At 71.5% G+C, this 21,985-nt stretch carries 24 protein-coding genes, 1 tRNA gene, 1 other RNA gene and 1 pseudogene; 9 read left to right on the top strand and 18 right to left on the bottom strand.

Translation table 11 applies throughout. The annotated features are described in order from the left end of the window. Nucleotides 1-107: 107 nt before the first annotated feature. The 4 genes from ACXJY8_RS16505 to ffs all read right to left on the bottom strand — a co-directional run bounded on the left by ACXJY8_RS16505 (nucleotide 108) and on the right by ffs (nucleotide 4,556). Nucleotides 108-1,850, bottom strand: a complete 1,743-nt coding sequence (locus ACXJY8_RS16505) for a CHASE3 domain-containing protein (RefSeq protein WP_463770762.1) — start codon at nucleotides 1,848-1,850, stop codon at nucleotides 108-110. A 278-nt stretch (nucleotides 1,851-2,128) separates the two neighbouring features. Continuing rightward, nucleotides 2,129-2,449: a YbaB/EbfC family nucleoid-associated protein gene (locus ACXJY8_RS16500; protein ID WP_463770759.1), complete on the bottom strand. Its 321-nt coding sequence runs from the start codon at nucleotides 2,447-2,449 to the stop codon at nucleotides 2,129-2,131. Nucleotides 2,450-2,516: 67 nt separating this feature from the next. Then, complete coding sequence (locus ACXJY8_RS16495; RefSeq protein ID WP_463770757.1) at nucleotides 2,517-4,391, bottom strand: DNA polymerase III subunit gamma/tau; 1,875 nt, start codon at nucleotides 4,389-4,391, stop codon at nucleotides 2,517-2,519. Nucleotides 4,392-4,459: 68 nt separating this feature from the next. Next, nucleotides 4,460-4,556, bottom strand: an RNA gene (gene ffs / locus ACXJY8_RS16490) — signal recognition particle sRNA small type. A 176-nt stretch (nucleotides 4,557-4,732) separates the two neighbouring features. On the opposite strand from ffs, the gene ACXJY8_RS16485 reads away from it, so the two are divergent. Continuing rightward, nucleotides 4,733-5,206, top strand: coding sequence for a DUF5991 domain-containing protein (locus tag ACXJY8_RS16485; protein ID WP_463770755.1), 474 nt, complete (start codon nucleotides 4,733-4,735; stop codon nucleotides 5,204-5,206). A gap of 55 nt (nucleotides 5,207-5,261) precedes the next feature. Here ACXJY8_RS16485 and ACXJY8_RS16480 read toward each other — a convergent pair whose 3' ends face one another. Then, entirely contained in the window at nucleotides 5,262-5,525 is a 264-nt protein-coding gene (locus ACXJY8_RS16480; RefSeq protein WP_463770752.1) for a PepSY domain-containing protein, read from the bottom strand. 162 nt (nucleotides 5,526-5,687) lie between these two features. Between ACXJY8_RS16480 and ACXJY8_RS16475 the strand changes: the two genes are divergently transcribed. After that, nucleotides 5,688-7,223, top strand: a complete 1,536-nt coding sequence (locus tag ACXJY8_RS16475) for a YifB family Mg chelatase-like AAA ATPase (protein ID WP_463770749.1) — start codon at nucleotides 5,688-5,690, stop codon at nucleotides 7,221-7,223. Nucleotides 7,224-7,314: 91 nt separating this feature from the next. Here the strand turns inward: ACXJY8_RS16475 and scpA are convergent, their stop codons facing one another. Both scpA and ACXJY8_RS16465 read right to left on the bottom strand, forming a co-directional pair. Further along, nucleotides 7,315-9,480 carry a methylmalonyl-CoA mutase gene (scpA, locus tag ACXJY8_RS16470; protein WP_463770747.1) on the bottom strand — a complete coding sequence of 722 codons (2,166 nt, stop codon included), beginning with the start codon at nucleotides 9,478-9,480 and terminating at the stop codon, nucleotides 7,315-7,317. Nucleotides 9,481-9,645: 165 nt separating this feature from the next. Beyond that, nucleotides 9,646-10,554 (bottom strand): N-formylglutamate amidohydrolase, encoded by a 909-nt coding sequence (locus ACXJY8_RS16465; RefSeq protein ID WP_463770745.1) that lies wholly within the window; start codon nucleotides 10,552-10,554, stop codon nucleotides 9,646-9,648. 207 nt (nucleotides 10,555-10,761) lie between these two features. Between ACXJY8_RS16465 and cpdR the strand changes: the two genes are divergently transcribed. From cpdR to ACXJY8_RS16445, 4 genes are all read left to right on the top strand, one after another. Next, entirely contained in the window at nucleotides 10,762-11,118 is a 357-nt protein-coding gene (cpdR, locus tag ACXJY8_RS16460; protein ID WP_003603128.1) for a cell cycle two-component system response regulator CpdR, read from the top strand. A gap of 94 nt (nucleotides 11,119-11,212) precedes the next feature. Beyond that, a complete protein-coding gene (gene grxC / locus ACXJY8_RS16455) occupies nucleotides 11,213-11,470 on the top strand; it encodes a glutaredoxin 3 (RefSeq protein WP_463770742.1) in 258 nt (85 codons plus the stop codon). Further along, a complete protein-coding gene (locus ACXJY8_RS16450) occupies nucleotides 11,467-12,315 on the top strand; it encodes a carbon-nitrogen hydrolase family protein (RefSeq protein ID WP_463770739.1) in 849 nt (282 codons plus the stop codon). The genes grxC and ACXJY8_RS16450 overlap by 4 nt, the downstream gene beginning before the upstream one ends. 36 nt (nucleotides 12,316-12,351) lie before the next feature. Continuing rightward, a complete protein-coding gene (locus tag ACXJY8_RS16445) occupies nucleotides 12,352-12,843 on the top strand; it encodes a DUF1178 family protein (RefSeq protein ID WP_463770735.1) in 492 nt (163 codons plus the stop codon). A gap of 3 nt (nucleotides 12,844-12,846) precedes the next feature. Here the strand turns inward: ACXJY8_RS16445 and ACXJY8_RS16440 are convergent, their stop codons facing one another. Beyond that, on the bottom strand, nucleotides 12,847-13,335 hold the full coding sequence (locus ACXJY8_RS16440; protein WP_463770733.1) for a disulfide bond formation protein B: 489 nt from the start codon (nucleotides 13,333-13,335) through the stop codon (nucleotides 12,847-12,849). Between the two features lie 2 nt (nucleotides 13,336-13,337). Next, nucleotides 13,338-13,919, bottom strand: coding sequence for a YqaA family protein (locus ACXJY8_RS16435; protein WP_463770730.1), 582 nt, complete (start codon nucleotides 13,917-13,919; stop codon nucleotides 13,338-13,340). 154 nt (nucleotides 13,920-14,073) lie between these two features. Between ACXJY8_RS16435 and ACXJY8_RS16430 the strand changes: the two genes are divergently transcribed. After that, a tRNA-Leu gene (locus ACXJY8_RS16430) sits at nucleotides 14,074-14,158 on the top strand. 101 nt (nucleotides 14,159-14,259) lie between these two features. Here ACXJY8_RS16430 and ACXJY8_RS16425 read toward each other — a convergent pair. Together ACXJY8_RS16425 and ACXJY8_RS16420 are read right to left on the bottom strand one after the other, a co-directional pair. After that, a pseudogene (locus tag ACXJY8_RS16425) lies at nucleotides 14,260-14,373 on the bottom strand (IS5/IS1182 family transposase); the annotation flags it as partial. 194 nt (nucleotides 14,374-14,567) lie between these two features. Continuing rightward, nucleotides 14,568-15,986, bottom strand: coding sequence for a sensor histidine kinase (locus ACXJY8_RS16420; protein ID WP_463770728.1), 1,419 nt, complete (start codon nucleotides 15,984-15,986; stop codon nucleotides 14,568-14,570). A gap of 249 nt (nucleotides 15,987-16,235) precedes the next feature. On the opposite strand from ACXJY8_RS16420, the gene ACXJY8_RS16415 reads away from it, so the two are divergent. Next, nucleotides 16,236-16,493, top strand: a complete 258-nt coding sequence (locus ACXJY8_RS16415) for a type II toxin-antitoxin system prevent-host-death family antitoxin (RefSeq protein WP_463770725.1) — start codon at nucleotides 16,236-16,238, stop codon at nucleotides 16,491-16,493. Between the two features lie 210 nt (nucleotides 16,494-16,703). After that, the gene (locus ACXJY8_RS16410; protein WP_463770722.1) at nucleotides 16,704-16,940 is read left to right on the top strand and encodes a hypothetical protein; all 237 of its coding nucleotides are present in this window, start codon (nucleotides 16,704-16,706) and stop codon (nucleotides 16,938-16,940) included. Nucleotides 16,941-16,942: 2 nt separating this feature from the next. Here the strand turns inward: ACXJY8_RS16410 and ACXJY8_RS16405 are convergent, their stop codons facing one another. The 7 genes from ACXJY8_RS16405 to ACXJY8_RS16375 all read right to left on the bottom strand — a co-directional run bounded on the left by ACXJY8_RS16405 (nucleotide 16,943) and on the right by ACXJY8_RS16375 (nucleotide 21,931). Next, entirely contained in the window at nucleotides 16,943-17,620 is a 678-nt protein-coding gene (locus ACXJY8_RS16405) for a response regulator transcription factor (protein WP_463770718.1), read from the bottom strand. 101 nt (nucleotides 17,621-17,721) lie between these two features. Then, nucleotides 17,722-18,093, bottom strand: a complete 372-nt coding sequence (locus tag ACXJY8_RS16400; protein ID WP_463770716.1) for a PepSY domain-containing protein — start codon at nucleotides 18,091-18,093, stop codon at nucleotides 17,722-17,724. A 99-nt stretch (nucleotides 18,094-18,192) separates the two neighbouring features. Beyond that, the gene (locus tag ACXJY8_RS16395; RefSeq protein ID WP_463770713.1) at nucleotides 18,193-18,402 is read right to left on the bottom strand and encodes a hypothetical protein; all 210 of its coding nucleotides are present in this window, start codon (nucleotides 18,400-18,402) and stop codon (nucleotides 18,193-18,195) included. Nucleotides 18,403-18,412: 10 nt separating this feature from the next. Further along, entirely contained in the window at nucleotides 18,413-18,760 is a 348-nt protein-coding gene (locus ACXJY8_RS16390) for a hypothetical protein (protein WP_463770710.1), read from the bottom strand. A 90-nt stretch (nucleotides 18,761-18,850) separates the two neighbouring features. After that, a complete protein-coding gene (locus ACXJY8_RS16385) occupies nucleotides 18,851-19,375 on the bottom strand; it encodes a hypothetical protein (protein WP_463770707.1) in 525 nt (174 codons plus the stop codon). 47 nt (nucleotides 19,376-19,422) lie between these two features. Next, nucleotides 19,423-20,049 carry a lysozyme gene (locus ACXJY8_RS16380; protein WP_463770703.1) on the bottom strand — a complete coding sequence of 209 codons (627 nt, stop codon included), beginning with the start codon at nucleotides 20,047-20,049 and terminating at the stop codon, nucleotides 19,423-19,425. Nucleotides 20,050-20,410: 361 nt separating this feature from the next. Continuing rightward, complete coding sequence (locus ACXJY8_RS16375; protein WP_463770701.1) at nucleotides 20,411-21,931, bottom strand: DUF2793 domain-containing protein; 1,521 nt, start codon at nucleotides 21,929-21,931, stop codon at nucleotides 20,411-20,413. Nucleotides 21,932-21,985 lie beyond the last annotated feature (54 nt).

The following is a 21,985-nucleotide window of genomic DNA, read 5'->3' as shown; positions in this document are numbered from 1 at the left end:
TCTTCGAGAGACGCCGATATCCGTTAAGATACCGACACGCCGATCGTCGGAAAACCGATCCATCCTCACGGCATCGGGTCGCGCGGCGGCTTCCTGCCGCCCCGAACTCAGGCGGCTTCCCGCACCATGACCTGACGCACCTTCAGGGCGAGCTGCTCCAGGGTATAGGGCTTGGCCAGCAACTGTACATCGGCGTCGACGAGGCCGTTATGCACGATGGCGTTGCGCGTGTAGCCGGTGGTGAACAGCACCGGTAGGTCCGGCCGGCGCGCATGCACGGCATCGGCCAGTTCACGCCCGTTCACCTCGGGCATGACCACGTCGGTGAACAGCAGCGCGATCTCGGGATGCGCGTCGAGCATCTCCAGGGCGTCCCTGGCCCCGTCCGCATGGATGACGGTGTAGCGCAGGTCGCGCAGGGCCTCGACGGCGAGGTGGCGCACGCCGTCCTCGTCCTCGACCACCAGGATCACCTCGCGCGGCGAGCCCTCGGGGAGCATGGTCGGCGTGACGGGCTCCAACTCCGCGGCGTCGCCGAAATGACGCGGCAGGTAGAGGCGCACCGTCGTCCCCCGGTCGGGCTCGGAATAGATCGCCACGTGGCCCCCGGACTGGCGGACGAAGCCGTAGACCTGGCTGAGGCCGAGGCCGGTGCCCTGGCCCACCGGCTTGGTGGTGAAGAAGGGGTCGAAGGCCTTGGCGGCGACGTCCGGCGGCATGCCGCTGCCGCTGTCGGTCAGGGCCACGAGGACGTACTGCCCGGCCGGAACACCCGGATTCTGCGCGGCATAGGCCGCATCGAGATGGACGTTGTCGGTCTCGATGATTAGCCGTCCGCCCTTCGGCATCGCGTCGCGGGCATTCACCGCGAGGTTGAGGATGGCGTTCTCGAGCTGGTTCGCGTCCGCCTTCGTGGTCCAGAGGTCGGGCGCCGTGACGGTCTCGATCCGGATCGCCTCGCCGAGGCTGCGGCGCAGCAGGTCGGACATGGCGGCGATGAGGCGGTTGCAGGCGATGGCCTCCGGGGCCAGGGGCTGCTTGCGGGCGAAGGCCAGGAGCCGATGCGTCAGCGTCGCGGCCCGGTCGGCCCCCTTGAGCGCCTGCTCGGCATAGCGCTCCACCGCGCGGTCGCCTCGCTCCAGCCGCCGCTTGAGCAGGCTGAGATTGCCGATGATGATCGCCAGCATGTTGTTGAAGTCGTGCGCGAGGCCGCCGGTGAGCTGGCCGAGGGCCTCCATCTTCTGGGATTGACGCAGGCGGTCCTCTAGCATGTCGCGGGTGGCGGCCGCCTCGATCAGGGAGGCGTTCGCCGCCTGTAGCGCGGCATGGGCGCGAAGGGTGCGCTGGTGGCGCCGGCCGGCGTCGATCACCACGTAGCCGCCCAGCACGACCACCAGGACGACGGCCGCCGCCACCGCGACCTGAACCTGGCGCGCCTCCTCGCCCGCCTGTTCCTGGCGGCTGATCAGGCGGCTGTAGTTGTCGGCCTGCGCCTCCTCGAACAGGGAGCGGACCTCGTCCATGAGATGCTTGCCCTCGCCGGTGCGCATCCGGGCCAGGGCCGCCTCGGTCTGGCCGGCGCGGCGCAGGGCGATGGTCTCCCGCAATTCGCCGAGCTTGGCCTCCGCGACGCGGCTGAGACGGGCGATGATCGCCGCCATGCCGGGGTTGCGGGCCACCGCCTCGGCGATGGTCGCCAGCCGGCCGGGCGTGTTCGCGATCGCCGCCTCGGAGAGCTTGAGGTAGGTCTCGTCGCTTGAGAGGAGGTAGCCACGCTGCCCGGCCTCCGCATCCTGGATGCCGGAATACAGGGTGAAGATCGCGTCGCGGATGCGGACGCTCCGGCGCAACTCCGCTCGGTTCGCGTCCTGCTGCGCCACGAGGCCGGCCGTCGCAGCAACCGTTGCGATCAGGAGAAGAAATCCGATGACGAGGGGAGCGATGTCCCCGAGACGTCCATAAACAACCTGGGGCTGTGCCTGTATCGCCCGAGGAGAATGCGAATCAAATGTCATGATCCGGCCGCAGGGAGGACGTCGGATACGCAACGTTCCACTCTGGCGGCCCCATGGCAACGCTTGACCGACCAAATTGTGATCGATGTTGCCGAATTGCCGGGTTGACGCGCCTAGAAGAGCTTCATGCCCGGCGGGATCGGCAGACCTTTGGTGAGCTCCGCCATCCGTTCGGCTGCAACCTGCTCGGCCTTGCCGCGGGCATCGTTCACGGCCGCCACGATGAGATCCTCGAGGATCTCGCGCTCGTCGGGCACGAGCATGGCCGGGTCGAGCTGAACACCCTTCACCAGGCCCTTGGCCGTCATCGTCACCCGAACGGCGCCGCCGCCGGAGGCGCCGGACACCTCGACGGTGTCGAGTTCGTCCTGCAGGGAGGCCATCTTCTCCTGCATGGCCTGGGCCTGCTTCATGATGCCCATGAGGTCGCGCATCGGGTCTGCCCTCTCTGTCGTTTCGGAACCGGACTGGATCACATCTGGGGCGTGGGGCCCCCGGAGACTATGCCTCGTTCTCGGGCTCGTCGGTCTCGGCCTCGCCGGTGGGCGGGGCCTCGACCGCCGGCGAGGTCTCGGGGGCCTTGTCGCGCACGTCGATGATCTGCGCCCCCGGGAACCGGGCCAGCACCTCGCGGACCAGCGGGTGCGCGGCGGCGTTCTGGTGACGGGTCTCGGTGGCGGCCCGCGCGGTGGCATCGAGGGTCGGCTCGCCAGCCTCCTTCGACAAGGCGACGATCCAGCGCCGGCCGGTCCAGGCATCGAGGGCACGGGCGAGATCGTTGGCGATGCTCTGGCGCCCGCCCTCGGCGAGGCGGAACTCGATGCGGCCCTCCTCGAAGCGCACGAGATGGACCTCGCGCTCCAGCGCCATCTTCAGGCCGATGTCGCGCTTGGCATCCGCCAGGGCGACGACGTCGGTGAAGCGCGCGAGGCGCGGACCTTCCGGCTGCGGAGCGGGAGCCGGAGCCGGGCTCGTCAGGGCGGGGCGTGAACCGCCGCCGTTTGCCGCCATCGCCAGAGCGGGCCGCGGCGGGGGCGCCTCGGCGGAGAAGGTGGGGATCGGCGGCAGGGCCGGGCGGCCCTCGGCCATCGTTGGTCCCGGGGCCGGGGACTGCGCCAAGGCGCCGGAAGCCGTCCCGGGGCCCGCCAGCGCCTGGGCCTTCATCTGGCGCAGGGCCTCGTCGGGGGTCGGGAGATCGGCCGCGTAGGCGAGGCGTACCAGGGCCATCTCGGCCGCCGCCAGGGGCCGGGTCGCCGTCTGCACCTCGGGGATCGCCTTCAGGAGGATCTGCCAGGCCCGCGACAGCACCCGGACCGAGAGCCTCTTCGCGAAATCGCCTCCGCGCGAACGCTCCGCTTCGCTCAGGGTCGGGTCGGCGGCGGCCTCCTCCGGCACCAGCTTCAGGCGGGTGACGAGGTGGGTGAAGCTCGCGAGGTCGGAGAGGATCACGGCCGGGTCCGCGCCGGCCTCGTACTGTCCGCGCACCTCGGCGAAGGAGGCCGGGATGTCGCCGCGCATCACCGCCTCGAACAGGTCGACGATGCGGCCGCGATCGGCCAGCCCCAGCATGTCGCGCACGCTCTGGGCACTGACGAGGCCCGCCCCGTGGGCGATCGCCTGGTCGAGGAGGGAGAGCGCGTCGCGCACGGAGCCCTCGGCCGCCCGGGTGATGGCGGCCAGCGCCTCGGCGTCGGCCTCGACGGCCTCGGCGGCGCAGATGCGGGCGAGGTGACCGACCAGGGTCTCGGCCTCGACGCGGCGCAGGTCGAAGCGCTGGCACCGGGACAGGATGGTCACCGGCACCTTGCGGATCTCGGTGGTGGCGAAGACGAACTTGGCGTGCGGCGGCGGCTCCTCCAGCGTCTTCAGGAAGGCGTTGAACGCCTTCTCCGAGAGCATGTGGACCTCGTCGACGATGTAGACCTTGTAGCGGGCCGAGACCGGCGAATAGCGGATGCCGTCGATGATGCCGCGCACGTCGTCGATGCCGGTATGCGAGGCGGCATCCATCTCCAGCACGTCCATGTGCCGGGATTCCATGATGGCCTGGCAGTGCCGGCCGAGTTCCGGCATCGCGATGGTGGGACCGGTGTCGGGCTGGCCGTCGCGGACGTAGTTCAGGCCGCGCGCCAGGATGCGCGCCGTGGTGGTCTTCCCGACGCCGCGCACCCCGGTCAGCATCCAGGCCTGCGGGATGCGGTTGGCCGCGAAGGCGTTGGCCAGCGTCCGCACCATGGCGCCCTGGCCGATCAGATCGTCGAAGTTCTGAGGGCGGTACTTGCGGGCCAGCACCCGATAGGGCGTGGCGGCCGGGGTCGGCTCGGGAAGGCCGGGCAGAAGCCCGGCGTCGCTCAGAGGACCGGAAGTCGCGTCCATGCCGCCTTGCTGGGTTGGTGCGGCTCCGGTCGGAGGGTGCCGCCACGCGAGCCCGAGGCATCGATCGAGGTGGGAGGCTGGACGAAGACCCGCTCGGTCTCGTTAGGGCTGCTTCCTTCCGGACCTGACCCGGTTGGCGAGTGAAACGTCCCTCGCCAACCTCCCGAGCGCTATATGGCCGCCGCGCGCGACGGATGCAAGCGGACTTCGGGCCTCGGCGGGGCACATCGCGGCGGGACGAGGCGGGCCGACCGGGAGGCCGGGCTCGGCGTGCCCGCAAATCGCCCGATCCGTGCGCCAGCCTTCGCCTCCTGTCTGTGTCGACGAAGAGGGAGACGCCGATGACGCGGCGGTTCGGTCCGAGCCTGACGGCCTCGACCTGTCTGATGGCGGGTCTCACGGCAGCTTCCGCAGCCGCCGCTCCGGAAGCTCCGAGCGCCTGGGCGGGCCGCTATCTCTACGAGCATGACGGGGGTCGCACCGTCGGCGGATCGCCGATCGTCGTCACCTACGAGCTCGACATCGCCCCCGGCCGCGGCAACCGCGACTGCCTGCTGCGGATCGAGGGCTTCCAGACCGACGAGACCATCGTCTGCAAGGCGAGCGGCACGGCCGAGAGCGTGGCCGTCACGTTCCACACCTTCGGCGACGGCCGCACCATCAACGCCTACGGCACGCGGCTCTACGATGTCGGGGCGAACCTGTTCGAGATGCGCCGGGGCGGCGATGCCGTGCTGACCCAGTGGCGGGCGCTCAATCCGAGCGGCGCCGGCTCGGCGGCGCCCGCCGGCACCTACTTCACCCGCAAGGGCTGAAGCCGTCAGCGTCGGCCCTCCGGCGAGACGTCCGTCCCGCCGGAGGGCCGTGGGACTACTCGGCCTTGCGCTTCACGATGGCGAAGGTCTTGGGATCGAGCTCCAGGTCGAACTGCTTGCCGTTGGCGTCGATGGCGTCGTCGACCTCGATCTCGTCGTCCTCGACCTCGATCTTCTTCCACTTGGTGAAGCCTTCCTGCTTCAGCACGGCCTCGATCTTGGTCTGCTCGTCCGGGGTGGGCGCCCGATCGGCGAAGGCGGAGCCGGTGAATGCGAGGCCGAGACCGAGGGCCGCGAGGCCCGTGAACTTGATCGACATGATGTCTCCCTGATGTCCGGAGGATTGTTTCTGACCCCTCCGGAACCGCTGAGCGGGAACGAGGTTCCTGGCGAAAGTCCGGGATGCCTGCGCGCTCTGGTTGTGCGGCGGCGCGCCGCCCCCTAGGGTCGTCGAATCTGCGAGCCCCGGGGTCGGTCCAGCATGGTCACGCGCGTCGCCACCCTGGCGTTCGAGGGCATCGAGGCGCGAGCCGTCGATGTCCAGGTCCAGATCGCCCCGGGCATCGTCGCCTTCACGGTGGTAGGTCTCGCCGACAAGGCGGTGGCGGAATCGCGCGAGCGGGTGCGCTCCGCGCTGATCGCCTCCGGCCTCGCCCTGCCGGCCAAGCGCATCACCGTGAACCTCGCCCCGGCCGACCTGCCGAAGGAGGGTTCGCACTACGACCTGCCGATCGCCCTGGCGGTGATGGGCGCCATCGGCGCGCTGCCGGCGGATGCCCTGGCGGGCTACTGCGTCCTGGGCGAACTCGCCCTCGACGGCACGATCACCGCCGTCTCCGGGGTCCTGCCCGCCGCCATGGCGGCCAACGCCCTCGGCCTCGGCCTGATCTGCCCGGCCGCGACCGGGCCCGAAGCCGCCTGGGCCGGCGGCGACCTCGACGTGCTGGCGCCGCGCTCGCTCATCCAGCTCGCCAATCACTTCAAGGGGACGCAGGTGATGGCCCGGCCCGAGCCGGCGGTGGCCGCGCCGGGCGCGGCGCTGCCGGACCTGCGCGACATCAAGGGCCAGGAGGGGGCCAAGCGCGCCCTGGAGATCGCCGCGGCCGGCGGCCACAACCTCCTGATGAACGGGCCGCCGGGGGCGGGCAAGTCGATGCTCGCCGCGCGCCTGCCCTCGATCCTGCCGCCGCTGGCCCCGCGCGAACTCCTCGAGGTCTCGATGATCCAGTCGGTGGCGGGCGAACTCAAGGGCGGCGCGCTCTCGAACCGGCGTCCCTTCCGGCAGCCGCACCATTCGGCCTCCATGGCGGCCCTCGTCGGCGGCGGCATCAACGCCCGTCCGGGGGAGGCCTCGCTGGCCCATGGCGGCGTGCTGTTCCTCGACGAATTGCCCGAATTCACGCCCCAGGTGCTCGATTCCCTGCGTCAGCCGATGGAGACCGGGACGATCATGATCGCGCGGGCCAACCACCGGGTGACCTACCCGGCGCGTTTCCAGCTCGTCGCTGCGATGAATCCCTGCCGCTGCGGACAGGCGCTGGAGCCGGGCTATGCTTGCCGCCGCGGCCCCAACGAGCGCTGCGTGGCCCAGTACGGTGCCCGCATCTCCGGCCCGCTTCTCGATCGCATCGATCTGCGCATCGAGGTCGGTGCGGTGACGGCCGCCGACCTGATCCTGCCGCCGCCGCTGGAGGGGTCGGCCGAGATGGCGGCCCGTGTCGCGGCCGCCCGCGCCCTGCAGACCGCGCGCTATGCCGCCCACGACCCGGAGAGGTCGTATACCAACGCCACCTGTCCGCCGCCGGTGATCGAGGCGGTGGCGGCGCCGGACCCGGAGGGCGCCGCCCTGATCCGCTCGGCCGCCGAGACCATGCGGCTCTCGGCGCGCGGCTTCCACCGCACCCTGCGGGTCGCCCGCACCCTGGCCGATCTCGACGGCGAGGCACGGGTCCGCCGCATCCATCTCGCCGAGGCCCTGTCCTATCGCGGGCGGGCGGAGCAGCCCGCCGCGGCCTGACCTCGCGCGCGAGCGCCTGTCCCGGCGCGGTCGAGGCCCCGCGCTTGCCGGGGTGGCGGCAGCGGGCCGGAGGCTCGGGCGACCGGAGGCCCTATTCCGCGGCCTGGCGGGCGGCGTAGCCGAGGCGGCCGTTGAGTTCCTCGATCAGCTTCACGGCGGCCTCCGCGATGACGGTGCCGGGCGGGAAGATCGCCGAGGCGCCGGCGGCGTAGAGGGCGTCGTAGTCGCCGGGCGGGATCACGCCGCCGATGACGATCATCACGTCGCCGCGGCCCTGCTCGGTCAGCGCGGCCTTCAGCTCGGGCACCAGGGTCAGGTGGCCGGCGGCCAGCGACGACACGCCGACGATGTGGACGTCGTTCTCCACCGCCTGGCGCGCGGCCTCGGCGGGGGTCGCGAAGAGCGGCCCGATATCCACGTCGAAGCCGAGATCGGCGAAGGCCGAAGCGATGACCTTCTGCCCGCGGTCGTGCCCGTCCTGGCCCATCTTGGCGACGAGGATGCGCGGGCGGCGCCCGTCGTTCTCCTCGAAGGTCTCCACGAGCTTGCGAACGGTCTCGACCACCGGCGACATGCCACCCACCTCCCGCTTGTAGACGCCCGAGATCGAGCGGATCTCGGCCCGGTGACGGCCCCAGGCCTTCTCCAGGGCATCCGAGATCTCGCCCACCGTGGCCTTGGCCCGCGCCGCGCTCACGGCGAGTTCGAGGAGGTTGCCCGTCCCCTGCGCCGCCGCCGTCAGCGCCGCCAGGGCCGCGTCGACGTCGGCCTGGCTGCGCTCGGCCCGCAGGCGCTTCAGCTTGTCGATCTGCAGGGTGCGGACATTGCCGTTGTCGACGCGCATCAGCTCGATGGCGCGGTCGTCGTCCGGCTTGAACTTGTTGACGCCCACGATGGTCTGGCGGCCGGAATCGATCCGGGCCTGGGCCCGGGCCGCCGCCTCCTCGATGCGCAGCTTCGGAATGCCGGCCTCGATGGCCTTGGCCATGCCCCCCAGCTCGTCGACCTCGCGCAGGTGCTCCCAGGCGCGGGAGACGATGTCCTGGGTCAGCTTCTCGACGTAGTAGGAGCCGCCCCACGGGTCGACGATGCGCGTGGTGCCGCTCTCCTGCTGCAGGAAGAGCTGGGTGTTGCGGGCGATGCGGGCCGAGAAATCGGTGGGCAGGGCCAGCGCCTCGTCCAGCGCGTTGGTGTGCAGGGACTGGGTGCCGCCTTGCGTCGCCGCCATCGCCTCGATGCAGGTGCGGGTGACGTTGTTGAACACGTCCTGCGCGGTTAGCGACCAGCCCGAGGTCTGGCTGTGGGTGCGCAGGGGCAGCGACTTGTCGGATTTCGGCTCGAATTCCTTGACGAGCTTGGCCCAGATCAGGCGCGCGGCCCGCATCTTGGCGATCTCCATGAAGAAGTTCGTCGAGATCGCCCAGAAGAACGACAGGCGCGGGGCGAACTGGTCGATGGTCAGGCCGGCGGCCAGCCCCGCCCTGATGTACTCGACCCCGTCGGCCAGCGTGTAGGCCAGCTCGAGGTCGTTCGTCGCCCCGGCTTCCTGCATGTGGTAGCCGGAGATCGAGATGGAGTTGAATTTCGGCATGTTCTTCGACGTGTAGGCGAAGATGTCGCCGATGATCCGCATCGAACCCGCCGGCGGGTAGATGTAGGTGTTGCGGACCATGAACTCCTTGAGGATGTCGTTCTGGATCGTGCCGGCGAGCTTCTCCGGCGGCACGCCCTGCTCCTCGGCCGCGACGATGTAGAGGGCGAGGATCGGCAGCACCGCGCCGTTCATCGTCATCGAGACGGTCATCTCGTCCAGCGGAATGCCGGAGAAGAGGGTGCGCATGTCGTAGATCGAATCGATCGCGACGCCCGCCATGCCGACATCGCCCGAGACGCGCGGGTGGTCGGAATCGTAGCCCCGGTGGGTGGCGAGGTCGAAGGCCACCGACAGGCCCTTCTGGCCGGCGGCCAGATTGCGCCGGTAGAACGCGTTCGAATCCTCGGCCGTGGAGAAGCCGGCATATTGCCGGATCGTCCAGGGCTGGGTCACGTACATCGTCGGGTAGGGGCCGCGCAGGTAGGGCGCCACGCCCGGATAGGTGTCGAGGAACTCGATGCCCTCGCGGTCCTGCGGACCGTAGACGCCCTTCACCGGAATGCCCTCGGGCGTCATCCAGGGCTCGCCCGTGGGCGGCACCGGGGCCGGGACGGCATCGGCCGCGTAGGGAACGGTCGCGAAGTCGGGGATGCGAGACGTCATGGGCTCTGGCTCGTGCGGCGGCAGCGGACCTGCATTATAGGTACGCGCCCGGTCTGGGCTACTCCTAACCGGACTTGCCCCGGATGGGGTCGCCCAAACCGTCACTTTCCCGCGCGGACCGGCGAAATCTTTTGGAGCCGGCCGCAAAAGTTTCTTGGGAGCGCTCTACTCGGCGGCCATCCGCGTCGGGGAGAGACCCTGGACTTCGGCGGCGACGGCCGCCACGACGCCGCGCAGGTGCCAGACCAGTTCCGAGAAACCCGGGGTGATCGCGAGGCTGGCCTCGTTCATGTAGAGGCCCCGGTTGATCTCGATCTGCAGGGCGTGCCGCTCGACGTTCGGCTCGCCGTAATGCTCGGTGATGAAGCCGCCCGCATAGGGCTTGTTGCGCAGGACGCGGTAGCCGCGGGCGCGCAGGTGGTGCTCGAAGGCGTCGATCAGGATCGGCGCGCAGGCGGTGCCGAAGCGGTCGCCCAGGATGATGTCGGCCCGTGCCGCCTCGTCGCGCCCGAGGCTCGACGAGGGCATCGAGTGGCAGTCGATCAGGATGGCGTGCCCGAACTGGCGCGCCGTGCGCTGGATCAGCGCGCGCAGCGTGCGGTGGTAGGGCTTGTAGAGGCTCTCGATCCGCTCGACCGCGGCCTCGACGGGCAGGCGCCCGCGATAGATCTCCTGCCCGTCCGCCACGAGGCGCGGGATGGTGCCGAGGCCGCCCGCCACCCGCATGGAGCGGGTGTTGGCGAAGGCCGGCAGGCGCCCGTCGAACATGCGCGGGTCGAGTTCGTAGGGCTCCCGGTTCACGTCGAGGAAGGCCCGCGGGAAATGCGCCCGCATCAGGGGCGCGCCGAGGTCGACCACCGGGGCGAAAAGCCGGTCCACATGCGCGTCCTCCGAGCGCCGGAGGGCGAGGCCGTCGAGGCGCGAGGCGGCGAGGAAGGCGGGCGGATAGACCGCCCCGGAATGGGGCGTGTTGAACACGAAGGGCAGGGTGTGCGCGGTCGGTTCGTCCACCGTGAAGGGCGGATCGAAGGCGGCCGTTCCGGACGGATCGGGGGTCTGGGACGGCTCTGTCATCGTGGCGCGGGCGCCTCGGTGCGGACGGGACAACGCATGCCTGCACTGTGCGGTTTGCCGGCTGGCCTGTCCAGCAGGACGGGCGCGCCGAAAGGACCCTGCGGGTGCCGTTGGACACCCCGTCCGGATCGCATGGCAACGTTCTGTTTACCAAGCCGGTGCTTTGTGAAAAGAACACATCGAATCAAAGGTACGGGACGCTGCTCGATGAAGATCCTCCTGGCGGAAGACGACAACGACATGCGCCGCTTCCTGGCCAAGGCGCTGCAGAACGCCGGCTACGACGTTCTGTCATTCGACAACGGCCTGTCGGCCTATAACCGCCTGCGCGAGGAGCCGTTCGAGCTGCTCCTCACCGACATCGTGATGCCCGAGATGGACGGGATCGAGCTGGCGCGCCGCGCCACCGAACTCGACCCCGACATCAAGGTCATGTTCATCACGGGCTTCGCCGCCGTGGCCCTGAACCCGGATTCGAAGGCCCCGAAGGACGCCAAGGTCCTGTCGAAGCCCTTCCACCTGCGCGATCTCGTGAACGAGGTCGAGAAGCTGCTCGCCGCCTGAGCGTATCCGCCGGCGTCCCCACCGAATCGAGGCAGTAGGAAGAGCCCGCCGGCTCGCCTATATGCTGTTGGGATTGGGGTGGGGCGTTTCGACGATGAAGCCGGTCACGATCTACACAACCGCGTGGTGCCCGTACTGTTCGGCGGCCAAGAGCCTGCTGCGCGACAAGGGCATCGCCTTCACCGAGATCGACGTCGAGAAGACGGCCGGCTCGCGCACGATCATGGTCCAGCGCGCCGGCGGCCGCACCAGCGTCCCGCAGATCTTCGTCGGCGACACCCATGTGGGCGGCTGCGACGACCTCTATGCCCTGAACGGGGCCGGCCGGCTCGACGCGCTGGTGGCCGCGTGAGCGCGGCGCCGACCTTCACCGCCGCCTGCGTGCAGATGCGCTCGGGCCGCGATCCCCTCGCCAACCGCGACGCCGCCGTGGCCCTGGTGCGCGAGGCCGCGGGCGCCGGCGCGCATTACGTGCAGACGCCCGAGATGACCTCCCTGGTGGAGCGCAGCAAGGCGAGCCTGTTCGAGAAGGTGACGTCCCAGGACGACGACCCGACCCTGGCGGCCCTGCGCGAGGTGGCCCGCGAGCGCGGCATCGTGGTCCAGATCGGGTCCCTCGCCGTGCGCAACGGCGACAAGGTCGCCAACCGCGCCTTCCTGATCGACGCCGAGGGCGCGATCACCGCCTCCTACGACAAGCTGCACCTCTACGACGTGGACCTGCCGAACGGCGAGCGCTGGCGTGAATCCGCGACCTATACCGGCGGCGCCTGCGCCGTCGTCGCCGACACGCCATGGGCGCCGATCGGCCTCGCCATCTGCTACGACATCCGCTTCCCGGCCCTGTACCGGGCGCTGGCCGAGGCGGGCGCCACCATCCTGACCGCGCCGGCCTGCTTCACGAAGCAGACGGGCGAGGCCCATTGGCACGTGCTGCACCGGGCCCGCGCCATCGAGACCGGCTCGTTCATGATCTCGGCGGCGCAGGGCGGCCACCACGAGGACGGGCGCGACACCTACGGCCATTCCCTCATCGTCGATCCCTGGGGGCGGGTGCTGGCCGATGCGGACGGGGCCGAGCCGGGGGTGATCCTGGCCGAGATCGACCTCTCCCGGGTCGCCGATGCCCGCGCCCGCATCCCGACCCTGCAGCACGCCCGGCCCTTCACCATCGAGCGCGTGGGCCGCCCCGCCTGATCCCGCACGCGCAACCGTCCCCAAACCCCTGATCCCATGATCCGCTACACCCTCGTCTGCGAGGCCGGGCACAGCTTCGAGAGCTGGTTCCCATCGAGCGATTCCTTCGACGCGCAGGCCGCGCAGGGGCTCGTGGCCTGTCCGGTCTGCGGCTCGGCCCGGGTCGGCAAGAGCATGATGGCGCCCTCCGTCGCCCGCACGGATCGCGGGAGCCGTACCGGACCGCCGCCGGCCGAGGCGTCGTCGGACGCGGGTCCACCCGCCATCGTGCCGCCGGCCGCGCCGCAACTGACGGCCACGGAGCCGGAGCAGCGCCTGCGCGCCCTGATGCGCGCCCTGCGCGAGGAGGCGACGCGCAACGCCGACGATGTCGGCGCGCGCTTCCCCGAGGAGGCCCGCCGCATCCACTATGGGGAAGTCGAGACCCGCGCGATCTACGGCGAGGCGAGCCTGGAGGAGGCCCGCGCCCTCGTCGACGAGGGCATCGCGGTGGCGCCCCTGCCGCCGGCCTCCGACGACCGGCACTGAGCCTCAGCGCTTCAGCGCCGCGGTGCCGGCGATCGACCCGAGAACGAAGGCGATGAGGGCGTTCCAGCCCGCCAGGGAGATGCCGGCCAGGCGCCACGCCGCGGTAGAGCAATCGGCGACCCGCGTGCTCTGGAGGGCGTTCAGGAAGTCGCCGACATCGGCCGGGTTGGCGCCGGCGCCGCCGCCGCAATCGGTGGGGCCGGCCCACAGGCTCCATTCCGCGCCGGCGTGGTAGACGCTGAGGCCGGCGCCGTAGAGCAGGCCCAGGGCGGCGAGGCCGAGGACGAGCCGCGCGGCCCAGGCCGGCAGGAACAGGCCGAGAAGCGCCAGCGGGACCGCCGCGTAGTAGGGGATCCGCTCCTGCAGGCAGAGCTTGCACGGCACGTAGCCGAGCCCCCACTGGAAGTACCAGGCCCCCGCGAGCGTCAGCACGGACCCGGCGAGGACGAGGAGCGCGGCGCGGCGCAGGCGCAGGAGCGAGGAATAGTCCATCTCTACAGGAGCACCTTGAACAGAACGAAGCCCAGGATGATCACCGCGACGGAGATCGCCGCCACGACGTTGAGGTGCCGGTCGAGCACGCCCCGGATCTGAACGCCGTAGCGGCCCAGAAGTCCCGCGAGCAGGAAAAATCGTGCGCCGCGCGTCAGCAGGGACAGCACCACGAACCAGAACAGATCGTAGTGCGCGAAGCCCGACGTGATGGTCACGAGCTTGAACGGGATCGGCGTCAGGCCCTTCAGCAGGATCACCCAGTGGCCGTACTGCGCGTAGGAGGCCTGGAAGGTCTCGGCCTTGTCCGAGAGGCCGTAGACCCGGAACACCCATTGCCCGACCGAGTCGAACAGGAGGGCGCCGATGGCGTAGCCGAGGAGGCCGCCGGCGACGGAGGCCAGCGTGGTGATGAGGGCGTAGAACCAGACCCGGTCCGGCCGGCTCACCGCCATCGGCACCAGCATCACGTCCGGCGGCACCGGGAAGAACGAACTCTCGGCGAACGCCACGGCGCCGAGGGCGTAGGGCGCGGTGGGCTTGCCCGCGAGCGCGAGGATCCACTCGTAGAGGCGACGGATCATGAAGGGTCCGGGAAGGCTGGAAGGCGGGGAGGCGGCGAGCCCGAGGCTGCGCCCTTTGACCACACGCCGCCCCGTCTGGCGAGCGTCGCCCTACCGCAGCGCGAAGAAAACGGCACTGGCCGAATCCGGGAAGGTGTGCGATGAGGCGAGCGTTGCGGGCGTGGTGGAACTGGTAGACGCGCCGGACTCAAAATCCGGTTCCGCAAGGAGTGTCGGTTCGATTCCGACCGCCCGCACCATCCTTCCAAATCAGGTCAAGCTTGGCGCCCTAGGCGTGATTGCCGGGGAGGTTGTCCTCGGCCAGGGAGGTTGTCCTTGGCGATGCGGCTACTCGCCGCCGGAAGATCCCGTTCAGCACCCGCCGGTCATCCACGCGCGCCTTGCCGCGCGCGTCCGTTGGCAACAGCGGCTCGATCACCGCCCACTCGGCATCCATCCGGTCAAACCGCGCCATCCAGTCCCTCCTGCTCAGAAGGCTGACAGTGCCGCGCCTCAACCGTGCCAGCAATCGTGGGTTCGCGACCTAGGGCATCCCGGGAGGCGGGAAAACCGTCCGGCGCGCAACCGGCCCGCGGTCGGGGCGTCCCGCCAAACCGGCCCCTGCGCGGGGAAGGTCATCGCCCGGAGAAGGTCAGTGCGCGGAGGAGGTCAGTGCGCGGCCACGCCGGCCGGCGCGTCGCCCGGCACCTCGATCACCGCCCGCAGGCCGCCCAGGGTCGCCTCCTCCAGGCGGAAGCGGCCGCGGTAGAGGGTGGCGAGATCGGCCACGATCGACAGGCCGAGCCCCGAGCCCGGCTTGGTCTCGTCGAGGCGGCGGCCGCGCCCGAGCACCTCCGCCCGGTCCTCCGGGGCGAGGCCCGGGCCGTCGTCCTCGATCGCCACGCGAAGGTGGGGATAATCGTTCTTGCCCACCGCCTCGGCCCGGATCGCCACCCGGCCGTGGGCCCATTTCGAGGCGTTGTCGACGAGGTTGCCGATCATCTCCTCGAAGTCCTGGCGCTCGCCCCGGAACCGCAGGCCGGCCGGCACGTGGACCTCGTAGGCGATGTCCTTGTCGCGGTAGATCTTGCCGAAGGTGCGCACGAGGCCGGCGAGCGCCGGCTCGACCTCGGTCGAGGTGCCGAGGGTGCCGGCGAGGGCCGCCGCCCGGGCGCGGTCGAGGTGGTAGTTCACCTGGTCGCGCATCACCGCCGCCTGCTCGCGGATCTTGGCGGCGAGGTCCTCGGGCGCGTCGGCGGCGCCGACCTCGTTGACGATGATCGAGAGCGGCGTCTTCAGGGCGTGGGCGAGGTTGCCGACCTGGGTCCGTGCCCGCTCCAGGATCTCCCGGTTGGTCTCGATCAGCAGGTTCACCTCGCCGGCCAGGGGGGCGATGTCGCGCGGGTATTCGCCGGTGATGCGGTCCGATTCGCCCCGCCGGATCGCGCCGAGCGCCGTGCGCAGCTTGGCCAGCGGCGCGAGGCCGAAGCGGATCTGCAGCAGGGTGGTGAGCGCCAGCGACAGGCCGAGCAGGCCGAAGGTGACCATCAGCGAGAAGCGGAAGCGGTCGACGTCGTTCTCGATCTCGTCGGCGGGGCCGGCGACCCGCACGGTGTAGCGGCCCTCCTCGCCGAGATCGACGTCGCGCTCGATGATGCGCAGGCGGCGCTCGTCCTGGGCCCGGCCGTAGCCCTGGCGGATCTGGCCGATGCCTGCCTTGCTGTCGGGGGTGGCGGCGGCCTTCAGCGGCACCCCCACCAGGGAGCGCGAGGTGCGCAGGTCGCGGGGGCGCGCGTCGGGCCGCCCGATCTGCCAGTACCAGCCCGACAGGGGCAGGTCGAAGCGCGGGTCGCTCAGGGTGAAGGAGCGGCTCTCCGGATCGTTGGGCGAGACGAGGTCGGTGGCGAGGTTGTTGGCATAGACCAGCAGGCGGCTGTCGAAGGCCCGCTCGGTGTTCTCGCGGTACAGGGTCGTGAGGATCCAGGCGGCGATCAGCAGGATCGCGGAACTCGCCAGCAGCGCCGAGGTGGCGAGGCGCACCGCGATCGAGCGGCGGCGCATCGGGAGCCAGGAGGGGGAGGGAATCATGGGCGCCAAGTCTACGTTGCAGGCGAAGTCTACGTTTCAGGCGAAGGTCTACGCCGTAGCCAAGTGCAGGCCGGCGGCGGCAAGGGTTTCGAGGCGCATGCGCGGGCCCTGGATCCCCCCCCGGACTCCCCGGCGGGATATCCTAGCCTGCGCGCAGCCCCGTGTCTCACCTTGACGAAATCCGCAATACCCGCATAATACGGATTATGCGGAACTCCTTTCCGCCCTGTGTTCGAGGGTCGGATCGACATGAATCTGTTCAAGCTCATCGATACGGACGCCACCGACTTCGCCAAGCGAGCGGGGTTCTATCAGGACGAGGCGATCCGGAACCCGGTCGTGATCAGCAAGAACGGACGGCCGAAGACCGTCCTCGTGGCCTACGATGAATTCATCCGCCTGCGCGACCGCGACCGGCGTTCCTTCACGGTCGACGACATCCCGGACGACATCGCCGACGCGATCCTGGAGGCCAGGGTCCCGGAAGGTCTGACGGATCCGGATTAGCGCGGGCTCTCGACGGTGATCCCGGCAGAGCCGCCGATCGCCGGGACCGCAATCCGCTACGCGTTCCTCTGGTCGACCGAGGACCGCGCAGGTTTCGGGTCCGGTCAGAAGGAGAGGCCCGCCGTCCTCGTGGTTGCCCGCAAGCCCAGGGATGGAAGCTGCATCGTGGTTCCGATCACGCATCGTGAGCCGGAGGGTCGGACCGTCGGCGTGGAAATACCCTCAGCGATCTGCCGAAGCATCGGCCTCGACGACCGACGTCAGTGGGTCATCGTGTCCGAGGGCAACGACTTCGTCTGGCCGGGACCGGATCTGCGGGCCATTCCGGAACTCGACCCGCCGACCGTCGTCTATGGAACGGTGCCGCGGCGCTTCTTCGCTCTCGTGCTGGCGCACATGCAGACCCTGATCAGGGCCCGGCGCCTCGCGATCAGCCCGCGCCGCTGAGATCACCCCCGCGCCACCGGCTGGTTCGGATCGACGAGGTAGCCCAGCCCGCGCACGGTCTGGATCAGGTCGACGGCGAGCTTCTTGCGCAGGCGGCCCACGAAGACCTCGATGGTGTTGGAATCGCGGTCGAAATCCTGGTCGTAGAGGTGCTCGGTCAGCTCGGCCCGCGAGACCACCCGGCCGGTATGGTGCATCAGGTAGGAGAGCAGGCGGTACTCGTGGCTCGTCAGCTTGACGGGGTTGCCGTCCACGAAGACCCGGCCGGAGCGGGTGTCGAGCACCACCGGGCCGCAGGCGATCTGGCTGGTGGCGTGGCCGGCCGCGCGCCGCAGCAGGGCGCGCACCCGGGCCATCAGCTCCTCCATGTGGAAGGGCTTGGTGACGTAGTCGTCCGCCCCCGCATCGAAGCCGTCGACCTTGTCGGACCAGCGGTCCCGGGCCGTGAGGATGATGACCGGGGTCTTGATGCCCGCCCGGCGCCACTTCTGCAGCACGCTGACGCCGTCGGTCTTCGGCAGGCCCATGTCGAGGATGATCGCGTCGTAGGGCTCGTTCTCGCCGAGATAGCCGCCCTCCTCGCCGTCGAAGGCCTTGTCGGCGACGTAGCCGGCCTCCTCGAGGGCGTTCACCACCTGCCGGTTGATGTCCCGGTCATCCTCCACGACGAGCAACCGCACGGTCCCGAACTCCTACGATGATGGCCCGACCCGCGGGTCGCGGCGGCGCGCACGTTAGACGTCTCCGCGCCGGCGCGAAACGGCCTCCGGCCGAAAGCCCTTCACGGTCCGCTGACCTGCCCGGTGGTGGCGTCGACCACGACGTGGACGAACTGCCCGTCCCGGCGCAGGGCGGTGAGCAGGTAGACGAGGGTCTCGTCGTTCCGGCACAGGCGCGCCCGCTGGATCTCGGCCCGGGGGATCACCTGGCGGGCGGCGCGGATGGCGGCCACCGGGGCGATCACCCGCTTGTCGGCCACGGCCTCGCGCAGGTCCGCCGGGCTGAGGCAGGTCTCGCTGCGCGGGATGGCGGCGAGCGGGGCGGCGATCGCCCCGGTGCCCGCCGTCGTCTCCTCCGCGTACGTGTCGATCGAGCCCGTCGCGAAGCCCGCGACGGTCAGTCCGATCAACAGCAGGGCGAGGAGGATGCGCATGGTCTGACGTGTAGGGACGAGGCACTGAATGGGCCCTGAATGCGGAGCCAAGCCCAACCTCAGCCATTCGGTTCCCGCAGGGCCCGCGCGGCGCACCGCTCAGGCCGGTCCGGCGTCCTGGGCGGCGAGGCGCGCCAGGGTCGCGCGCAGCATCGCCCCGACGAGGGCGTGGCCGTCGACGTGGTCGAGGGCGGCCCGCCGCAGGGCGGCCGACGAGCGCTCGAAGTGCAGCCGGGCGCTGCGCAGGCGCAGGGCCGCGGTCCGGCGGCGGTCGCGGCGCCGGTGCAGCAGGTGGGCGATGCGGTCCATGGCACTCTCCTCAGGGGCGCGGCCGGGTCTCGGCGAGCCGGCGCAGGATGTCGTCCAGCCGCTCGCGCAGGCGCTCGTCGTTGCGCTCGACGCTGCGGGCGATCTCGGCCGCCACCCGCGAGAGGTCCTCCAGCACGCGGGTCCGGCTCTCCAGGGCGGCGGCCAAGGCCGCGTTGGACTGCGAGGCCCGCTCCAGGGCGGTCGCGGTGGCGCCGGCGTCGCCCAGGCGCGCCTCCTGAGCGCGCATCGCCTCCCGGTGCAGGTGGATGCAGGCGAGCCCGAGGAGGACGGCGACGATCCAGCCGGCGCCCTCCTGCGACACCAGCAGGTGCGCGGCCTCGAGGGCGATCTTGTCCAAGGCAACCTCCCTTTCGCATCTCGGGGGTTCCGGCCGAAACCCGAGCGGGACCCGGCCGGAATCCGGGTGGTGGCCCGCCGGGCCGGGTTTTCAGGGGCGGCGACCGGCCCGCGCGGCCCGCGCCGCCCGGAGGGCCGGCGCCAGGGTGTTGGCCACCGTCGCCTCCTCGGCCAGGGGCAGGCTGCGGAACACCTTCTCGCCGAGGCCGTCGACCCCACCGGCGGCGCGGATGAGCCAGCCCGGCGCCGCGTCGAGCCCGCGCTGGACCGCGCCCGCGATCACCAGCGAGCCCACCGGGACCGTCAGGGTCCGGCCGCGGGCCGCGCCGGCGACCGCGTTGACCGCGTAGTCGCCGGCATTGCGCACGAGGCGCTCCACCAGGCTGTCCGTGACGAGGACGCGCAGGGGGCCGGCGATCCGCGCCAGGGCCGCCGTCAGGGCCGTCACCGCCAGGGGCACCAGCAGGCTCCCGAGGCCCTGGATCGCCGCCGCCAGGGCATCGCCCCAGAGGAGCGTGACGTCCGCATTCGCCGCCGCGGCGGGCGCGACCGCGATCCAGGGGAGGGCGCAGCCGGCGGCGAGGGCGGCGGCGCAGCGGGCGTGGAATCGGATCATCGCGGGCTCCATCGTGGGGACGTCGAAGGGGAGGGTGAGGCGGGCGCTCAGCCGCCGCGCAGGCGGGCGCGGAGCGCCGACCACAGGCGGGCCAGGGCGCCCGGCCGCGCCGGCTCGGGGAGGCGGGCCGGCAGGGGCGGGATGCGCGGCACCGTCCGGCGCGGCGCCGGCAGGGGCGGCTGCGCCGGACCGGGGGCGGGAACCGGCGCCGCGTCGCCCCGGCGCGCCCGGGGCAGGGCCCGGTCGTAGGGCGTCCGGAACTGGTCGTGCTCGGCGCCGCGCCGCGGGATCAACTCGGCCGGCCGGTTCCACATCAGGATCGCCGCGGCGGCGCCGTCCCGGTCGCCGGCCTTCAGGCGCCGGACGACGGTGGAGCGGGCGAAGGCCGCCGGTCCGATGTTGAAGCAGAGGGAGACCAGGGCGTCGAAGGCGTGGTCGGGCAGGTCGCCGGGCACCGCGTCGGCCACGGCCCGGACGTAGCGGGCGACGTCGCGCCGGAAGAGCGCGTCGCAGGCGGCCTCGCTCAAGTGCAGGCCCGGCGTCACCAGGGGCAGCCCGGCCGCCGAGGTGTGGCCGATGCCGATGGTCCAGATCCCGACGCTGTCGCGATAGGCGGTGAGCCGGCGTCCCTCCCGGGCGATGAGCACGGCTTGCCCGATGGCACTGAGAATCATGCCCTGTCTCCGATCGATTGATTGGGCGCTGGACTTGCGCGACACTCGCGGCGGTCGCGGAATGAGGCGGACATGCTGCGAAAGCTCATCTCGGCTGCACTGGGGCGCGAGACCGGGGCCGGCGCCATCGCGCGGGAGGCGCCGCCGTCCGACGGGGACGTCCCGTCCCAGGATCTTTCGCCCCGAGATTTTCCGTCCCGAGATTTTCCGTCCCAGGATCTTTCGCTCCGGGACTTCCCGCCCATGCGGCCGCTCGAACCGCCCGCCGCCCAGAACGACAACCCGCTGGCGGCCCTGTGCGAGGCCGTCGAGGCCGACCTGCGGGCGGCGGGGTACCTGCGCTGAGCGGGGCCGGGCGGGGTCAGGGACCGGCGGCCGCCTCTTCCAGGGCGGTGAGACGCGCCTCGAAACCGCGGGCGAGGAACAGCAGGAGCTGGTCCGTGCGGAAGCCGTAGCGCTCGCCGGCCTCGCGGCCCGGAACCGCCGCCTGGGCCGGGACGGCGGGCGCGATCGCGAGGCCGTCCGCGTCGAGCACGGCCTCCGTGCCGGCGACCGCCTCGCGCGGGGCCACCGCGGGCCAGGAATCGCGGCAGACGAAGCCGTAGGCGAAGGGGTCGAGCCCCGTCTCCTCGAGCACCGCCACCGCCCGCTGGACGGTGAGCCCGACATGGCGCCGGGCCCCGTCCCCCTTTCGCGCCAGGGCTGCCCGGAACCGGAAGGTGCCGATCTCCCGGGCCAGGCGCCGCCCCGCGGCGATCTCGGTCGCGCTCAGGGGCGCGACCGGCGTCTTCTCGCGGGCGTCGGAGGTGCTGATCGCCCCGGTGCCGGCATAGAGCACCGAGACGCGCAGCGCCGGCGTGCCGAGGCTCCAGGTGTTGTCCGCGGTGTGGGCGATGATGCCGGCCACCCCGAGCTTCGTCGCCAGGGGCGCAGGGCTGCCGAGGCCGAGATTGCCGTCCGGTCCGAAGCGGGCCACCTCGCGCAGGGTGCCGGGGCGGGTCCCGTCCGCCGGCTTGACGAAGATCGCGAGGCCGCCGGGAAAGCCGCCCGGCGCGTCGGCCGAGCCGGCCGTGCCGGCGAGCCCGGCGACGTTCCAGGACAGGCCGGCGCTGCTGGCCTGCAGCGTCAGGCCGCCGGCCAGCAGGCTGCCGTCCGTGGCCAGGTCCTGGGCCAGGCGCAGGGCCGGCCCCCCCAGGAGATTCGTCGGCAGCGGGCCCTTCAGGTCGGTCCGCCCGCTGGCCCGGTCGATGCGCAGGGCCTCCCGGAAGCCGCCGGCATCGGGCGCCACCTTGATGGTGAGATCGTCGTTGCCGGAAAGTCCGATCTCGGCCCGCCCGGTGAAGGCGCTCTGGAACAGCAGGGACAGGACGTTGCCCGCGGCCTGCTTGTTGAGGGTGCAGCGCAGGTCGCCGGTACCGCCCTCGGCCGTGGTCAGGGCGGTCCAGAGGGCGGTGTTCAGCTTGGCCGCGAACGGGGTGGCGGCATCCGCCGTGGTGCCGATGCCGAGCCGCGTCAGGTCCTGGAGCTGCCGCAGGGTGGCGCGGAACCCGACCCAGCCCGCCGCCGTGCAGACGTAGAGTTCGTCCTCGTCGAGGAGCCAGGCGAGCCAGCCGGGCTTCGGCGCGAGGCCGCGCCAGCGCCCGTCCTGGAACCGGGCGATCTGGCCGGACAGGCCGGTCCAGGCCCCGGTCGGGGCGGGGCTGAGGACGAGGTAGCGGTCGCCCTCGGCCGGGCTCGCCGGCGGCGCGGCGAGATCCTTGTCGCGGCAGGCGAGCTGGACGAGGGCGTCGAGGCCGGTCAGCGCCTCGTTGTGCGTGACGTGCTTCTGCGCCTGGGCCGCCGCGATCAGCGGCAGCGCCAGGTTGGGCGTGGTCTCGGACATCGGCCGGCTCCGGGCTTCTCTCGGGGGGCGGGATCGCGAATGGCGGGATCGGGG

It is taken from the genome of Methylobacterium sp. TK31 (assembly GCF_055361545.1).
Note: the sequence above shows the minus strand (reverse complement) of the source record. Positions and strands in the feature narration are given on the sequence as shown.

Bases quoted from the DNA above. Each gene is read 5' to 3' on its own strand.
- grxC (WP_463770742.1), top strand. From the start codon at position 11,213: ATGAAGCCGGTCACGATCTACACAACCGCGTGGTGCCCGTACTGTTCG.
- ACXJY8_RS16495 (WP_463770757.1), bottom strand. From the start codon at position 4,391: ATGGACGCGACTTCCGGTCCTCTGAGCGACGCCGGGCTTCTGCCCGGC.
- ACXJY8_RS16500 (WP_463770759.1), bottom strand. From the start codon at position 2,449: ATGCGCGACCTCATGGGCATCATGAAGCAGGCCCAGGCCATGCAGGAG.
- ACXJY8_RS16415 (WP_463770725.1), top strand. From the start codon at position 16,236: ATGAATCTGTTCAAGCTCATCGATACGGACGCCACCGACTTCGCCAAG.
- scpA (WP_463770747.1), bottom strand. From the start codon at position 9,480: ATGACGTCTCGCATCCCCGACTTCGCGACCGTTCCCTACGCGGCCGAT.
- ACXJY8_RS16380 (WP_463770703.1), bottom strand. From the start codon at position 20,049: ATGATTCTCAGTGCCATCGGGCAAGCCGTGCTCATCGCCCGGGAGGGA.
- ACXJY8_RS16440 (WP_463770733.1), bottom strand. From the start codon at position 13,335: ATGGACTATTCCTCGCTCCTGCGCCTGCGCCGCGCCGCGCTCCTCGTC.
- ACXJY8_RS16435 (WP_463770730.1), bottom strand. From the start codon at position 13,919: ATGATCCGTCGCCTCTACGAGTGGATCCTCGCGCTCGCGGGCAAGCCC.
- ACXJY8_RS16375 (WP_463770701.1), bottom strand. From the start codon at position 21,931: ATGTCCGAGACCACGCCCAACCTGGCGCTGCCGCTGATCGCGGCGGCC.
- ACXJY8_RS16465 (WP_463770745.1), bottom strand. From the start codon at position 10,554: ATGACAGAGCCGTCCCAGACCCCCGATCCGTCCGGAACGGCCGCCTTC.
- ACXJY8_RS16420 (WP_463770728.1), bottom strand. From the start codon at position 15,986: ATGATTCCCTCCCCCTCCTGGCTCCCGATGCGCCGCCGCTCGATCGCG.
- ACXJY8_RS16485 (WP_463770755.1), top strand. From the start codon at position 4,733: ATGACGCGGCGGTTCGGTCCGAGCCTGACGGCCTCGACCTGTCTGATG.
- ACXJY8_RS16480 (WP_463770752.1), bottom strand. From the start codon at position 5,525: ATGTCGATCAAGTTCACGGGCCTCGCGGCCCTCGGTCTCGGCCTCGCA.
- ACXJY8_RS16395 (WP_463770713.1), bottom strand. From the start codon at position 18,402: ATGGACCGCATCGCCCACCTGCTGCACCGGCGCCGCGACCGCCGCCGG.
- cpdR (WP_003603128.1), top strand. From the start codon at position 10,762: ATGAAGATCCTCCTGGCGGAAGACGACAACGACATGCGCCGCTTCCTG.
- ACXJY8_RS16475 (WP_463770749.1), top strand. From the start codon at position 5,688: ATGGTCACGCGCGTCGCCACCCTGGCGTTCGAGGGCATCGAGGCGCGA.
- ACXJY8_RS16400 (WP_463770716.1), bottom strand. From the start codon at position 18,093: ATGCGCATCCTCCTCGCCCTGCTGTTGATCGGACTGACCGTCGCGGGC.
- ACXJY8_RS16445 (WP_463770735.1), top strand. From the start codon at position 12,352: ATGATCCGCTACACCCTCGTCTGCGAGGCCGGGCACAGCTTCGAGAGC.
- ACXJY8_RS16385 (WP_463770707.1), bottom strand. From the start codon at position 19,375: ATGATCCGATTCCACGCCCGCTGCGCCGCCGCCCTCGCCGCCGGCTGC.